This is a genomic window from Ensifer adhaerens, assembly GCF_028993555.1.
Taxonomy (GTDB): domain Bacteria; phylum Pseudomonadota; class Alphaproteobacteria; order Rhizobiales; family Rhizobiaceae; genus Ensifer; species Ensifer adhaerens_I.
This window is the reverse complement of record NZ_CP118610.1, coordinates 4,125,690-4,138,492: the sequence shown is the minus strand read 5'-3', so window position 1 is coordinate 4,138,492 and position 12,803 is coordinate 4,125,690. Positions and strand designations below refer to the sequence as shown.

The 12,803-nt window shown below is 63.2% G+C and carries 15 protein-coding genes and 1 pseudogene; 10 read left to right on the top strand and 6 right to left on the bottom strand.

Features of this window, described 5'->3' with window-relative positions; translation table 11 throughout:
* The first annotated feature begins 279 nt into the window (after window positions 1-279).
* Window positions 280-1,191 carry an alpha/beta fold hydrolase gene (locus tag PWG15_RS19975; RefSeq protein ID WP_275022315.1) on the top strand — a complete coding sequence of 304 codons (912 nt, stop codon included), beginning with the start codon at window positions 280-282 and terminating at the stop codon, window positions 1,189-1,191.
* Between the two features lie 93 nt (window positions 1,192-1,284).
* Here PWG15_RS19975 and PWG15_RS19970 read toward each other — a convergent pair.
* Both PWG15_RS19970 and PWG15_RS19965 read right to left on the bottom strand, forming a co-directional pair.
* Window positions 1,285-1,662: pseudogene (locus tag PWG15_RS19970) on the bottom strand (hypothetical protein); the annotation flags it as partial.
* Between the two features lie 154 nt (window positions 1,663-1,816).
* Entirely contained in the window at window positions 1,817-2,440 is a 624-nt protein-coding gene (locus tag PWG15_RS19965; RefSeq protein ID WP_275022314.1) for a glutathione S-transferase family protein, read from the bottom strand.
* Window positions 2,441-2,610: 170 nt separating this feature from the next.
* Here PWG15_RS19965 and PWG15_RS19960 point away from each other — a divergent pair, with 170 nt between their 5' ends.
* Window positions 2,611-3,666 carry a M14 family metallopeptidase gene (locus PWG15_RS19960; RefSeq protein ID WP_275022313.1) on the top strand — a complete coding sequence of 352 codons (1,056 nt, stop codon included), beginning with the start codon at window positions 2,611-2,613 and terminating at the stop codon, window positions 3,664-3,666.
* 22 nt (window positions 3,667-3,688) lie between these two features.
* Here the strand turns inward: PWG15_RS19960 and PWG15_RS19955 are convergent, their stop codons facing one another.
* On the bottom strand, window positions 3,689-4,171 hold the full coding sequence (locus PWG15_RS19955) for an Lrp/AsnC family transcriptional regulator (RefSeq protein WP_275022311.1): 483 nt from the start codon (window positions 4,169-4,171) through the stop codon (window positions 3,689-3,691).
* A gap of 208 nt (window positions 4,172-4,379) precedes the next feature.
* Here PWG15_RS19955 and tatA point away from each other — a divergent pair, with 208 nt between their 5' ends.
* The 5 genes from tatA (at window position 4,380) to PWG15_RS19930 (ending at window position 7,859) form a co-directional block, all read left to right on the top strand.
* Entirely contained in the window at window positions 4,380-5,549 is a 1,170-nt protein-coding gene (gene tatA / locus PWG15_RS19950; RefSeq protein WP_275022310.1) for a tyrosine aminotransferase, read from the top strand.
* A gap of 7 nt (window positions 5,550-5,556) precedes the next feature.
* Window positions 5,557-6,189, top strand: coding sequence for a YitT family protein (locus tag PWG15_RS19945; RefSeq protein ID WP_275022307.1), 633 nt, complete (start codon window positions 5,557-5,559; stop codon window positions 6,187-6,189).
* Between the two features lie 116 nt (window positions 6,190-6,305).
* The gene (locus tag PWG15_RS19940; RefSeq protein WP_275022306.1) at window positions 6,306-6,650 is read left to right on the top strand and encodes an ArsC family reductase; all 345 of its coding nucleotides are present in this window, start codon (window positions 6,306-6,308) and stop codon (window positions 6,648-6,650) included.
* 21 nt (window positions 6,651-6,671) lie between these two features.
* Window positions 6,672-7,145, top strand: coding sequence for a Cys-tRNA(Pro) deacylase (gene ybaK / locus PWG15_RS19935; protein ID WP_275022305.1), 474 nt, complete (start codon window positions 6,672-6,674; stop codon window positions 7,143-7,145).
* A gap of 126 nt (window positions 7,146-7,271) precedes the next feature.
* Window positions 7,272-7,859, top strand: coding sequence for a dual specificity protein phosphatase family protein (locus tag PWG15_RS19930; protein WP_275022303.1), 588 nt, complete (start codon window positions 7,272-7,274; stop codon window positions 7,857-7,859).
* A 244-nt stretch (window positions 7,860-8,103) separates the two neighbouring features.
* Here the strand turns inward: PWG15_RS19930 and PWG15_RS19925 are convergent, their stop codons facing one another.
* A complete protein-coding gene (locus tag PWG15_RS19925) occupies window positions 8,104-8,559 on the bottom strand; it encodes a MarR family winged helix-turn-helix transcriptional regulator (protein WP_275022302.1) in 456 nt (151 codons plus the stop codon).
* Between the two features lie 83 nt (window positions 8,560-8,642).
* Here PWG15_RS19925 and PWG15_RS19920 point away from each other — a divergent pair, with 83 nt between their 5' ends.
* From PWG15_RS19920 to PWG15_RS19910, 3 genes are all read left to right on the top strand, one after another.
* Entirely contained in the window at window positions 8,643-9,314 is a 672-nt protein-coding gene (locus PWG15_RS19920) for a glutathione S-transferase family protein (RefSeq protein ID WP_275022301.1), read from the top strand.
* A gap of 96 nt (window positions 9,315-9,410) precedes the next feature.
* Entirely contained in the window at window positions 9,411-10,289 is an 879-nt protein-coding gene (locus tag PWG15_RS19915; RefSeq protein ID WP_275024468.1) for an MBL fold metallo-hydrolase, read from the top strand.
* A gap of 78 nt (window positions 10,290-10,367) precedes the next feature.
* Window positions 10,368-11,621: an aminopeptidase gene (locus tag PWG15_RS19910; RefSeq protein WP_275022300.1), complete on the top strand. Its 1,254-nt coding sequence runs from the start codon at window positions 10,368-10,370 to the stop codon at window positions 11,619-11,621.
* Window positions 11,622-11,712: 91 nt separating this feature from the next.
* Here PWG15_RS19910 and PWG15_RS19905 read toward each other — a convergent pair whose 3' ends face one another.
* Window positions 11,713-12,114: a VOC family protein gene (locus tag PWG15_RS19905; protein WP_275022299.1), complete on the bottom strand. Its 402-nt coding sequence runs from the start codon at window positions 12,112-12,114 to the stop codon at window positions 11,713-11,715.
* A 47-nt stretch (window positions 12,115-12,161) separates the two neighbouring features.
* Window positions 12,162-12,767 carry an RNA polymerase sigma factor gene (locus PWG15_RS19900; protein WP_275022298.1) on the bottom strand — a complete coding sequence of 202 codons (606 nt, stop codon included), beginning with the start codon at window positions 12,765-12,767 and terminating at the stop codon, window positions 12,162-12,164.
* Window positions 12,768-12,803 lie beyond the last annotated feature (36 nt).

Below are 12,803 nucleotides of genomic sequence, written 5' to 3'. Positions count from 1 at the left end.
ACGCCCAACCGCTTTCCCGCGCACATCCGGTGCAGGACGGCGTGATCCGCTATTCGAAGTGATCGAAATCACTTGCCAACCGTCCACCTGGTCTCTCAATCTCAGGTCGCCGCCGAGGCCTATTTGTTGCCATCCGGCGATAGATGAACAAGGCTTTAGCGTTCGGCAATAGCGAACAATAGCTTCGCTTTCCCGCCACTAGTTCGAACGTCGGCCCAATGTCATCTTCTGTTTATTATCGAAACGCCATTCGGCACACGCCTCAACAGGAGAGACAGAATGCTTCGTTCCCTCATCGCCAGCGCAGCCATCGCCATTGCTGCCCCGGCGCTCGCTGACGTTCAGCCCTATTCGGCGGCCTTTACGATGCAGGACATCGCAACCAACGGCACAACCCTTCATGTCCGTGTCGGAGGGTCCGGGCCAACCGTCGTGCTGCTGCACGGCTATGGCGAGACCGGCGACATGTGGGCGCCGCTCGCCGCCGAACTCGTGCGCGGTCACCGCGTCATCGTACCCGATCTCAGGGGCATGGGACGCTCACAGAAGCCTGAAACCGGCTACGACAAGAAAAATGAAGCCAAGGATATCGCCGGCGTGCTGGACGCCTTGAAGGCGGACAAGGTCGACGTCGTCGCGCACGATATCGGCAACATGGTCGGCTACTCGTTCGCCGCGCAATATCCGGCACGGACGACCAAACTCGTGCTCATGGACGCGCCTCTGCCCGGCATCGGCCCCTGGGAGGAGATCCTCAAGAACCCGCTGCTCTGGCACTTCCGCTTTGGCGGGCCCGACATGGAACGGTTGGTCGCTGGCCGCGAACGCATCTATCTCGACCGCTTCTGGAACGAGTTCTCCGCTGACCCGAAGAAGTGGGACGAAGCATCGCGCCAGCACTACGCCACGCTTTACGCCCAGCCCGGAGCGATGCACGCCGGCTTCGCGCAGTTTGCGGCCTTCGATCAGGACGCGATCGATGACCAGGCCCTTCTGAAGCAGGGCAAGCTGAAGATGCCGGTACTCGCCGTTGGCGGCGAAAAATCCTTCGGGCCGACGATGGCCGTCGTTGCCAGAGCAGCCGCCGACAACGTCACGGAAGTGGTGATTCCGGCATCCGGCCACTGGCTGATGGAAGAGCAACCGGAAGCAACGGTGAAAGCGATCCGCAGCTTTCTCGATACGGAATAGCCGCAGCAACTGAGACGGCCGCGATTTGAACTGAAGCTCCCGCGCGCCCAAAAAGGACGCGCGGGTTTGCAGCTGGGTGCCGGTCGCGTGGATTCAGGAATGCTTCAGTTGCGAATTGCAGATGCTGTAGTAGCCACCGCCCTTCTTGATCCAGTTGAGGTCACCCAAGGTGTTGTTCGCCTTGTCGGCCTTGTATTGGTCGAGGCAGGTATGCATACGCGCCTTTCCGGCGGCTTCATTCGATTATCTCGGGTCGACCTTCTTCGGGAAAACCACGCCCTTCGGCGCCTTTGCCGTCGTTGCCGCTGGCTCCGGCGCGTTGTCCGTGTTGGCGGCCTTCGGCTCTTCATTTGTCATGACTGCCGGTTTGGCAGCGGTGTCGGTTCCGCATTGCGCCTTCAGGAAGTCATTCCATTTCATGCCATTGAGCGAGCCGGCGGCTTGCGCGGCCTTATATTTCGCACTGCATTCGGTCCCACAAAACGCCCCGGAGGCTCTTGAACGCCAGCCTCGCCAAATCCTCCGCGTTTGTGACCGGATAATGGAGTTGCGAGTGACCGGCCGCCGCGAAACCATCACGCCTCGGTGAAGTATCGGCCACGCTCACTCAAGATCGGCAGAAGCCTCAGGCCGGCGGAATGAAGGGCTGGCTGATCGTCTGGAACGCGGGGAGCGCCTCCAGCTTCTCCGCGTGGGCGCGCAAGTGGGGATAATGCGAGATGGCGACGAGATCGGAATGCACGTCCTTGAGGAATCGCAGGACCGCCGCGACTGCGATGTCAGCGTGGCCGATGCGCTCCGAGAACCAGTATTCGCTCCGGCTTTCAGTGCGGCTCGCCTCGAGGACGCCAAGCGTCTCCTCGATCTGGCGGCGGCAGCGATCGACCCAGAGCGCCGAGACTTCGCCATGCAGGCGCTTCTCGTAAAACAGACTGACCGCCTTGTCGCCAAGGCCGGTCGCGAGCGTGGCAATCCGCAGTGCCCGATGCCGCGCCGGCTCGGCTCGTGGGAACATGACCTGATCATCGGATACGAGGCTATCGAGATAGTCGAGAATGATGTGGCTGTCGGTAAGCGCCAGCCCATCACCCAGCACAAGGGTCGGTACGCGCGTCAGCGGATTGTGGGCGCGAAGCTCGTCCGCGTTGCCGAAGGACGACCAGGGGCGGTGTTCGAAGGGGATACCGTACAGCGTGAGCGCTATGCCCACGCGACGAACGAACGAATCGTATTGGCCGATCAGGATCATTTTGCCGTCTCCTGCCTGTGCTGGCGTTGTCCAGGAACAATAGGCCTTCCCCGGATCTCAAGGCCAGAGCGACTTCGACGCAACCCCATCCGTACCCCAGTTCTTAGCGACTTGCGGAGCGCCGTCGGAATGCCGATAAGCGCCACCAACAAACGATACGGGAGGAGCCCATGGACATTTCCGAAATCATCATCGCCGGCGATACGTCCGGCATCGAATGGCGCCTGCCCGTCTTCCGCTTCAAGGGCAGGAACGCTGCGGCACCGAAGACCTATATCCAGGCGGCGCTGCACGCCAACGAGTTGCCGGGCACGGCGCTGGCGCATTTCCTTCTGCAAGGATTGCAGCAGGCAGAAAAAGACGGCGCCATCCTCGGCGACATCACCGTCGTGCCGCAGGCAAACCCGATCGGCACGGCGCAGTCGCATTTCGGCGAGCTGCAGGGCCGGTTCGATCTGGGATCGCGCACCAACTTCAACCGCGACTTCCCGCTGATCTCGCTTGCCGACCGCGACAGCCTCATCGACGATCTCGACCGTTACTCGGCGACCGACCGCCTGAAGCGCCAGCTGCTGCACATGGCGCTCGGCGCCGACCTGATGCTCGACCTCCACTGCGACGACGAGGCGCTGCAATACGCTTATATCGACGACGCCTTCTGGCCGGAGGCGGGCGACCTCGCTTCTGCGCTCGGCATGGAAGCGGTTTTCCTCTCGGACGGCGAGAGCTCTGCCTTCGAGGAGGCGGTCGCCTATGCCTGGAAATATGAGACCGGGCAGAAGAAGACGCGGCTCCCCGGACGCCTGTCGGTTACCGTGGAGCTTCGCGGCACCCGCGACGTCTATCCGGAGCTTGCCCGCAAGGACGCAGATGGCGTCTTCCGCTTCCTCGTCGCCCGTGGCGTGATCACCGGTGACGACGCGATCGCGCCGTTCGCCGGCATCGTTTCGCCGCTCGACAATATCGAGATGATCCGCGCGCCGGAGGCGGGCGCCATCCTGTTTCATCGCGACATCGGCGAAAGCGTGAAGGCCGGCGACCTGCTCGCCACCATTCTCGCGCGGCCGGGCCAGGCCGGCGGAACCGTCGAAGTGCGGGCGCCGCAGGATGGGCTGATCGTCACCCGCGTCTCGACCCGCCTTGCACGCCGACGTTCGGACCTGATGAAGATCGCCTGCGCTCAGCCCTCCAACGCCGCGCGCAAGCCGGGACCACTCGAAGCCTGAGAGCCCCCCCAATCGCCCACATTCAGCGGCCGTCACCCAAGGTGGCGGCCGTCATCTTTGGGCTGTCGAGAAGGATGGTCGAACGCAGCGTCTTGATCTCCGCGATCTGCTCGAACTCGCTCCAGAGCAGACGCTTGTAGTCGGCGACGTCGCGCACGGCGATCTTCAGGAGAAAATCGAAGTCGCCGGCGACCGTGTGGCATTCCACCACCTCCGGCATGCGTGAAACCAGCTCGATGAAACGGTGGCCGACCTTGCTTGCAGTGCGCTCCAGCGTCACCTCGACAAAGGCCTGGAAGCCGATGCCTGCGGCCTTCGGATCGACCACCACCGTCTGGCGGATAACGCCCGTCGCATAGAGCCGGGCGAGGCGGCGCGACAGCGGCGCCGGTGAGAGACCGACCCGGGCCGCAAGCTCGTTGTTGCTCAACGACGCATCCTCGACCAGCAGACGGATGATGCGTCGGTCGACCTGATCCAGTTCCATCACCGCCTTTTCAACCATCACCAAGCTCCAACACGCAAATCAGCAAATCAATTGCAGAATTTCGCGCAAATAGCACGCTGTCGATATTGTCTCCGCAGCAAAAATCGCATCGATTTTGCGCTTGCGCTGACTTAAGAAGGAAGCCGCAGGGCAGCCGGAGGAACGGCGGCCGGCAGGCATTCTCGACCGACAACGCACCGCTGCCACTCAAGGGGGATTTTCCGGCATGTTCGACGCACTGACCCGCCAACCCGACGACCCGTTGCTGGCCCTGATCGGGCTCTACCGCAAGGACGAGCGCCCCGGAAAGGTCGATCTCGGCGTCGGCGTCTACCGCGACGAAACCGGCCACACGCCGATCTTCCGCGCCGTCAAGGCTGCGGAAAAGCGCCTGCTCGAAACCCAGGACAGCAAGGCCTATGTCGGCCCCGAAGGCGACCTGGTCTTCATCGATCATCTCTGGACGCTGGTCGGCGGCGACACCGTCGATCGCAGCCACATTGCCGGCGTGCAGACGCCGGGCGGTTCCGGCGCGCTCAGGCTTGCGGCCGACCTCATTCACCAAATGGGCGGCAAGCGCATCTGGATCGGTCTGCCGAGCTGGCCGAACCACGCGAGCATCTTCAAGACGGCCGGCCTCGAAACCGCCGGTTACCCGTTCTTCGACGTGCCATCGCAGACCGTGCTCTTCGACAACATGATGACGGCGCTGCAGGGCGCTGCTGCCGGCGACGCCGTTCTCCTGCATGCGAGCTGCCACAACCCGACGGGCGGCGTTATCACGCAAGCGCAATGGATGGAGCTTGCGGCCGTCATCGCCGAGCGCGGCCTGCTGCCGCTCGTCGATCTCGCCTATCAGGGTTTCGGCCGCGGCCTCGACGAGGACGTCGCCGGCCTTCGCCACCTGATCGGCGTCGTGCCGGAGGCGCTGGTCGCGGTTTCCTGCTCCAAGTCCTTCGGCCTCTACCGCGAGCGCGCCGGCGCGATCTTCGCGGTGACGACTTCGTCGTCCTCGGCCGATACCGTCCGCTCCAACCTCGCGGGCCTCGCGCGCACCAGCTATTCGATGCCGCCGGATCATGGTGCAGCCATCGTTCGTATTATTCTTTCCGACACGGATCTTAAGCGCGACTGGATGGAAGAGCTCGAAACCATGCGGCTGCGCATCGCCAACATCCGCCGGGCGCTTGCCGAAGGCTTGCGCGACCGCTGGCAGGCGCTCGGTGCCGTCGCCAGCCAGGAAGGCATGTTCTCGCTGCTGCCGCTCGCCGAGGCCGACGTGATGCGGCTCAGGAACGAGCATGGCATTTACATGCCCGGCTCCGGCCGCATCAACATCGCCGGCCTGAAGACGGCGGAAGTCGACGGCGTCATCGCCAAGTTCAAGAACCTCTGAGGCTAAGATGGCCGAGCGCAGCATCGACGTGTCCGAAGTCCCTCTCGAACGCCACCGCCTCTACGAGGATGCGCTGGCGATCCTGACGGGCACGCTGATCATGTCGCTCGGCGTCATCATCTACAGCAAGGCGATGCTCTTGACGGGCAGCACCTCCGGGCTGGCGCTGCTTCTGCAATATGCGACTGGCGCCGAGTTCTGGCTGGTCTTCTCCCTCGTCAACCTGCCCTTCTACGTCCTGGCGATCAAACGGCTCGGCTGGATGTTTGCGCTGCGCACCTTCATCGCCGTCAGCCTCGTCTCGCTGTTTTCGCGGCTGACGGCCGGTTGGGTGGAGATCGCCCGGCTCGATCCCATCTATGCGGCCGTCGTCGGCGGCGGACTGATGGGCACGGGCCTGCTGATCCTCTTCCGGCATCGCACCGGGCTTGGCGGCATCAACATCGTGGCGATCTATCTCCAGGAAAAGTTCGGCGTCCGCGCCGGTTACTTCCAGCTCGCGGTCGATCTCGCCATCCTCGCCGCCGCCTATTTCGTGCTGCCGCCTGCAAACCTCGTGCTTTCGGTCGTGGGTGCAGCCGTCGTCAACATGACGCTGGCGATCAACCACAGGCCCGGCCGCTATGCCGGCGTGACCTGAGGCACGGTCAACGTCTTCCCTCGGGCTCGCCGGGACGCTATCACTCCTGCCACGCTTTGAAATTGTGCGATTCCGGTTTGTTCGCGGAGTTGCTCACGACGATGTTGGGGCATGGAATGACGGTTACGATCTACGGCATCAAGAACTGCGACACGATGAAGAAGGCGCGCACCTGGCTCGACGGCCGGGGAATCGCCTATCGCTTCCACGACTACAAGGCCGAAGGCATCGACCGCCCGCACCTGGAACGCTGGTGCAAGGAAGCCGGGTGGGAAACCGTGCTGAACCGCGCCGGCACCACCTTCCGCAAGCTCGACGACGCCGACAAGCTGGGCCTAGATGAGCAGAAGGCGATAGCACTCATGCTGGCGCAGCCCTCGATGATCAAGCGCCCGGTGCTCGAAGCCGACGGCAATCTGCTGATCGGCTTCAAACCTGACCTCTACGAGGCGGCGCTATAGCGTCTGAGCCGGAGGCAGGCGATGTCCAAGACCACGCGCGCGACGCAGACGCTTTCGAAGGCCGGTGTAGCCTTCAGCGTGCATACCTATGACTACGATCCCAATGCCGAACGCGTCGGCCTGCAGGCGGCGGAGGCGCTCGGCGAGGATCCGGGCCGGGTGTTGAAAACGCTGATGGCCGAAGTGGACGGCAAGCCGGTCTGCTGCGTCGTGCCCTCCGATCGCGAAGTGAGCATGAAGAAACTGGCCGCTGCTTTCGGCGGCAAGTCGGCCGCCATGATGAAGCCCGCCGATGCCGAGCGGCTGACCGGCTACCATGTCGGCGGTATCAGCCCGTTTGGCCAGAAGAAGCTGGTGCCAACAGCGATCGAGGAAGCCGCCCTTGCCGAGGCTGAAGTCTATATCAATGGCGGCCAGCGCGGGCTGCAGGTGCGGCTCGCGCCGCGCGACGCACAGGCCGCATTGAAGGCGATCGCCGCACCACTCATCGCCTGATCCTTGCCATCAAAATATCACGGATGGCCTATAGGAGCAGCCAAGGCGGGATGAGGAAAACGTCCACTGTTTTTCGCCCGCATCCCGCTCATGGCCAGGAGCGAGGGGTCGCTTCGGAGTTGTTTCATGGCATCTGCAAGGTTTCCGCGCGCGAAGCGTCTTCTGAAACGCCTCGCCGTCGGCACGGTTGCGCTCGTCGCAGCCCTGGTTCTCTACCTCGTCGGTCTGCAATGGACCGGCAACTTCCACACGCTCGTCGCCGGTGAGGTCTACCGTTCGGCCCAGCCGACACCGGAGGCGATCGCCACCTATTCCAAGGCCTACGGCATCCGCACCATTCTCAATCTGCGCGGCGAGAAACCCGACGAGCGCTGGTATCGCGACGAGGTCGCTGCTGCCGAGCGTAACGGTATCCGGCTCATCAACTTCCCGATGTCTGCCTCGGCCGAAATCGACCGCAAGGAAACCGATGTCTTGATGGCAATCCTGAAGGACGCGCCGAAACCGTTGCTGATCCATTGCAAGGCCGGCGCCGATCGCACCGGCCTCGTCTCGACGATCTACCTGCAGCAGATCGCGGGCGTCGACGAGGAGACGGCCGAATGGCAGCTTTCGCCGCTCTACGGCCACGTGGCGCTCCCCTACCTCTCCGGTACCTTTGCCATGGACGAGACCTGGGAAGCCCTGGAGAAATCCTTCGGCCTCAACAGCTAGGCGGCGACGCTTTCTCGACGAAGCGCAACGTCGAGCCCCCTCATCCGCCTGCCGGCAGCTTCTCCCAGCCTGCGGGGAGAAGGAACAACATTGCACCGCCTCGCGATCCCTGGCCGTGATCGCCGAGTTGCTCCGCAGCACGCGTCGCCTCTCCCCTTTAGGGTGAGGGTTTATTCCCGCGCTGTAGCAGCAGTCGTCTTGGCCGCCTGCCGCACTTAGGCCTACCGGCTACTTTCGATAGCACCTACCGCAGCTTCGCCAGCAGCGCCGCCAATTGCCGCGCCTCCCCCTCGCTCAATCTGGCGCCAACATGGGCCTCGATCGACGGGCCATAGGTCTGCCACATGCGTGCGCGCATCGCCCGACCGGCCTCGGTAATCACCACCCACTGGCCGCGACCATCGGCGTCGAAGGTCTCGCGGCGGACCAGGCCTTCTTTTGCCAGCCGATCGATCAGGCGCGAGAGATTGTACTGCGCAAGCAGCGTGCGCGCCTCGATCTCGAAGGGGCGCAGCCGGCCAGCTTCCGCCTGAACCAGTTCCCACAACACGTCGTACCAGCCAAGCGGCGGCAAGCCTGAAGCCTTGAAATCGGCTTCGATCCGCGCAAGCACGCGCTCGCGCGCGCGCATCAGCCCAGTCCAGGCCTCCGTGGTTTCCGGTCCGGGGAGCTTTTCGTCGTGCTTCGTCTCATCGCTCATAGATGCAATTACATCCATCTTGAAAGTCGAAGCAAGCCTACATACATGCAATTGCATCTACTTACATCAACCGGGAGACTGCCATGCTCACCCTCGTCAGCCACCACCTCTGCCCCTATGTGCAACGTGCTTCGATTGCGCTTGATGAAAAAGGCGTTCGTTTCGAGCGGACCTATATCGACCTCGAGGCCAAGCCTGACTGGTTCCTGAAGATCTCGCCACTCGGCAAGGTGCCGCTGCTGCAGGTGCCGCAGCGAGGCGGCGAAGCCGTGCTGTTCGAAAGCTCGGTCATCGCCGAATATGTCGAGGAATCCCAGGATGGCCCCAAACTTCACCCCGAAGACGCGTTGGAGCGCGCGCGCCATCGCGGCTGGATGGAGTTCGGTTCGTCGATCCTTTCGGATCTCTGGGGCTTCGAAACCGCCAAGGATACAGAAACCTATGAGCAGAAACGCAAGGCAATCGCCGGCAAGTTTGCGACCGTCGAAGCGGCCCTTTCCGCGGGGCCTTATTTCGCCGGTACCGCGTTCTCGCTGGTCGACGCGGTGTTCGCACCGATCTTCCGCTATTTCGATCTCTTCGACACGCTCGCCGATCATGGCATCTTCGACGGGCTCGATCGGGTCAGCGCCTGGCGCAGGGCGCTCGCTGAACGGCCGAGCGTCAAGGCGGCTGTAACGCCGGACTACGGCGAGCGGCTGATGACCTTCCTCAGGGATCACGACGCCTATCTGCTCAACGCCCGCCGAGCGTGACCCAGCCAAACGAGGTCATGTCGGTCCTTCATTTTCGCTCGTCGCTGGCCTAAGACGGTCACAGAGCCATGTTGGGAGGAATGCAGCGTGACGGACATGACCTCTACCCTGACGATCCTGGAGCCCTGCCCGGGTGTCTACGTCTATTATGACGGGCGCGTTGCCGGGGTGCGGCTTCACTCGCAACGGCCGAACTGGCTCGATGACGGCGCTTACCAGCTCGGTGTCGCCTCCTATGCCATCGTCGACGGCGAGCAGGCGCTGGTCTATGACACGCATATTTCGCTCGACCACGCCCAGGCAATCCGCAGACATCTCGAAAGCCTCGGCGTTACCTCGATCCGTGTCGTACTCAGCCACTGGCACAAGGACCACGTGGCCGGAAACGCCGTCTTCGCCGATTGCGAGATCATTGCCCTCAGGCTGACAGCCGAGAAGCTGTCGGAAAACCGCGAAAAGATCGAAACGGCAACGCCGCCGATCCGGCCGCTTGTCATGCCCAACCGGCTGTTCGAGCAGACGCTCACGTTTGCCATCGGAAAGCGGCAGGTCGAGTTGCATCACTTCGCCATCCATAGCGCCGATGGCAACGTCATCTGGCTGCCTGAAGAGCGGTTGCTGCTTGCCGGCGACACGCTCGAGGATACCGTGACTTACGTCAGCGAGGCCGATCAGACGGCAACCCATGTGGCCGAGCTCACGCGCCTGCGACAATGGCCGATCGCCAGGATCCTGCCTGCTCATGGCGACCGGGACCGCATCGCTGCCGGTGGCTACGGCCCGGAACTGATCGACGCCAATCGCCGCTACATCGAGCGACTGACGAGCGCCATCGCGGCCGACGCTCCGATCGGCACACTCAAGGATTTCATCGCCGACGAGCTCGCCACCGGCGCGATCCTCTATTTCGAGCCCTACGAAACTGTTCACCAGAGCAATATCGAACGGGTGCGCGCTGCGCTTGGCACGCGTTGATTGCAGCGGCGCTCGGCCTTCATTTTCGCCGCAAAGCGCTCTAAGTCTTCTTCTTCCGATTCAAAAGACAGGCAGATCATGACCTATCCCGCCAATACGCCCAATCCGATTGATCCGGTGAAACTCGACAAGCTCGCGGAAGTCGCGATCCAGGTCGGCCTGCAGTTGCAGCGCGGCCAGGATCTGGTGATGACCGCGCCGGTAGCGGCAATGCCGCTCGTTCGCCTGATCACCAAGCACGCCTACAAGGCGGGCGCCGGGCTCGTGACGACGCTCTATTCCGACGAGGACACGACGCTGGCGCGCTATGCCTACGCCCCCGACGAAAGCTTCGATCGGGCGAGCGACTGGCTCTTCGACGGCATGGCCAAGGCCTTTGCCGGTGGCGCTGCGCGCCTTGCGGTCTCCGGCGACAACCCTATGATGCTTTCGGCGCAGGACCCGGCAAAGGTCGCGCGTGCCAACAAGGCGAATTCCATCGCCTACAAGCCGGCACTCGAAAAGATCTCCAACTTCGACATCAACTGGAACATCGTTTCCTATCCGAACCCGTCCTGGGCAAAGCTGGTCTTCCCGAACGACCCGGAAGACGTTGCCGTCGAGAAGCTCGCCAACGCGATCTTTGCCGCCTCGCGTGTCGACGTCGCCGATCCGGTCGCTGCCTGGAAGGAGCACAATGCCAACCTCGCCCGGCGCTCGGCCTGGCTGAACGGCGAGCGCTTCGCCGCACTCCACTTCACCGGTCCCGGCACCGACCTGACCGTGGGATTGGCCGATGGCCATCTGTGGTGCGGCGGCGCATCCGAAGCCAAGAACGGCGTGACCTGCAATCCGAACATCCCGACCGAAGAAGTGTTCACCACGCCGCATGCGCTGCGCGTCGAGGGGCATGTCTCCTCGACCAAGCCGCTGTCGCACCAGGGCACGCTGATCGACAACATCCAGGTGCGCTTCGAAGGTGGCCGGATCGTCGAGGCGAAGGCATCGCGCGGCGAGGAAGTGCTGAACAAGGTGCTCGACACCGACGAGGGCGCGCGCCGGCTTGGCGAAGTGGCGCTGGTGCCACATTCCTCGCCGATTTCGGCGAGCGGTATCCTGTTCTACAACACGCTGTTCGATGAAAACGCCTCGTGTCACATCGCGCTCGGCCAGTGCTATTCGGGCTGCTTCGTCGACGACACCAAGCTGACGCCGGAACAGATCCGCGCCCAGGGCGGCAATTCGAGCCTGATCCATATCGACTGGATGATCGGCTCGGGTGAGGTGGACATCGACGGCGTGCGTGCCGACAGCAGCCGCGCTCCGGTCATGCGCCGTGGCGAGTGGGCTTGATCACGGCGTCTCCCCGGCCTCGTGCATGCTGAAGACTCTGTGGCCGCCGCAAAAAGATGCGGCGGCCTTTTCTTTGACGAGCCTCGTGCCGTCAGCCGTTGGCGGCGCGCTTCAGACGTGGCACCTCCGCCGACTGATAGAGTGACAGGACATGTCCATCCGGATCGGCGAATTCCGCCGACCAGCCGCCCGGCGCGTGGCTTACAGGCGTGACGATCGTGGTCCCCTTCTCAGCGAGCCCACCGACCACGTCGTCGATGCCGCCCTCGGCGAGATCGAAGACGACGATCGGTGAATTGCCGGGCTTGCTCTCGGCAACGAAGAAGAGCAGTTCGACATTGTTTTCGATGGTGGCCATCAGCCAGTCGTCACCGGCGCCGTCATCGTCCATGCGTTGGACGCTGAGGCCCAGCACGTCGCGATAGAAGGCTTCGGTCCGGGCGATCTCCTGGATGTAGTAGCAGACGGCTCCGATACGTGGTTTCGACAGCATTGGTTGCTCCCTTTCTGTTGGTTACGCCGGCTTGTTGCCGCCAGCCTTCATTTCGTGAGGCCCACGTGCGGAAAAATTGATCGCGAAGAGGTGCCCATCGGGATCGTGGCTCGCCAAGATCGCTCGGCCGCCCGCGTGACCGGTAACAACGCCTGGCGGATGCGGCCGCTTTCCAACGGAAAGCGCAGTCCGATGAGTTCCAGATTGGTCTCGCCGTGGCCGGCGTCGCGCCAGGCGCGCCGCAGCATCAGAATGCGCTGGCGCAGCGCGTCGTCGGAAATACTGAGGAGGTGGCGGATCTCCAGCCGATTGTGCCCGGCAATGGCAAGCAACATCACGACCCTGAGGCTTAGCGCCAGTGTGGCGGCAAAGGTCAGGGGATCGTTCGAACGCGCGCCACCTTCTGCTTCAGGCGGAGCCGCCTGCTGCTCGCGCCGAAGACGGCGGGAAGCCGTGCGCGCCTGCATCGCGGCCAGTTTGCGGATAACGCCGCAGAACCAGGCGCGATCATCGCCTGTCGGGAAACGCCGGGCCCGGAGCGCGACGATCAGCGCCTCATGCAACAAATCCTCCGCTTCGGCCGCGCGGCGGGTCTGGCGCCTGGCGAAACGGAGGAGATCGGAATAATGCGCCGGCGTCAGGTGCTCGGTCATCGGGCATGCGCTTCTCGCCGATTGACGTTTCCGGCA

Coding starts and splice junctions, on each gene's coding strand:
- PWG15_RS19925 (WP_275022302.1), bottom strand. CDS start 8,559: ATGAGCGATGAGACGAAGCACGACGAAAAGCTCCCCGGACCGGAAACC.
- PWG15_RS19965 (WP_275022314.1), bottom strand. CDS start 2,440: ATGATCCTGATCGGCCAATACGATTCGTTCGTTCGTCGCGTGGGCATA.
- PWG15_RS19930 (WP_275022303.1), top strand. CDS start 7,272: ATGGCATCTGCAAGGTTTCCGCGCGCGAAGCGTCTTCTGAAACGCCTC.
- PWG15_RS19975 (WP_275022315.1), top strand. CDS start 280: ATGCTTCGTTCCCTCATCGCCAGCGCAGCCATCGCCATTGCTGCCCCG.
- PWG15_RS19945 (WP_275022307.1), top strand. CDS start 5,557: ATGGCCGAGCGCAGCATCGACGTGTCCGAAGTCCCTCTCGAACGCCAC.
- PWG15_RS19910 (WP_275022300.1), top strand. CDS start 10,368: ATGACCTATCCCGCCAATACGCCCAATCCGATTGATCCGGTGAAACTC.
- PWG15_RS19915 (WP_275024468.1), top strand. CDS start 9,411: ATGACCTCTACCCTGACGATCCTGGAGCCCTGCCCGGGTGTCTACGTC.
- PWG15_RS19905 (WP_275022299.1), bottom strand. CDS start 12,114: ATGCTGTCGAAACCACGTATCGGAGCCGTCTGCTACTACATCCAGGAG.
- ybaK (WP_275022305.1), top strand. CDS start 6,672: ATGTCCAAGACCACGCGCGCGACGCAGACGCTTTCGAAGGCCGGTGTA.
- PWG15_RS19940 (WP_275022306.1), top strand. CDS start 6,306: ATGACGGTTACGATCTACGGCATCAAGAACTGCGACACGATGAAGAAG.
- PWG15_RS19900 (WP_275022298.1), bottom strand. CDS start 12,767: ATGACCGAGCACCTGACGCCGGCGCATTATTCCGATCTCCTCCGTTTC.
- tatA (WP_275022310.1), top strand. CDS start 4,380: ATGTTCGACGCACTGACCCGCCAACCCGACGACCCGTTGCTGGCCCTG.
- PWG15_RS19955 (WP_275022311.1), bottom strand. CDS start 4,171: ATGGTTGAAAAGGCGGTGATGGAACTGGATCAGGTCGACCGACGCATC.
- PWG15_RS19920 (WP_275022301.1), top strand. CDS start 8,643: ATGCTCACCCTCGTCAGCCACCACCTCTGCCCCTATGTGCAACGTGCT.
- PWG15_RS19960 (WP_275022313.1), top strand. CDS start 2,611: ATGGACATTTCCGAAATCATCATCGCCGGCGATACGTCCGGCATCGAA.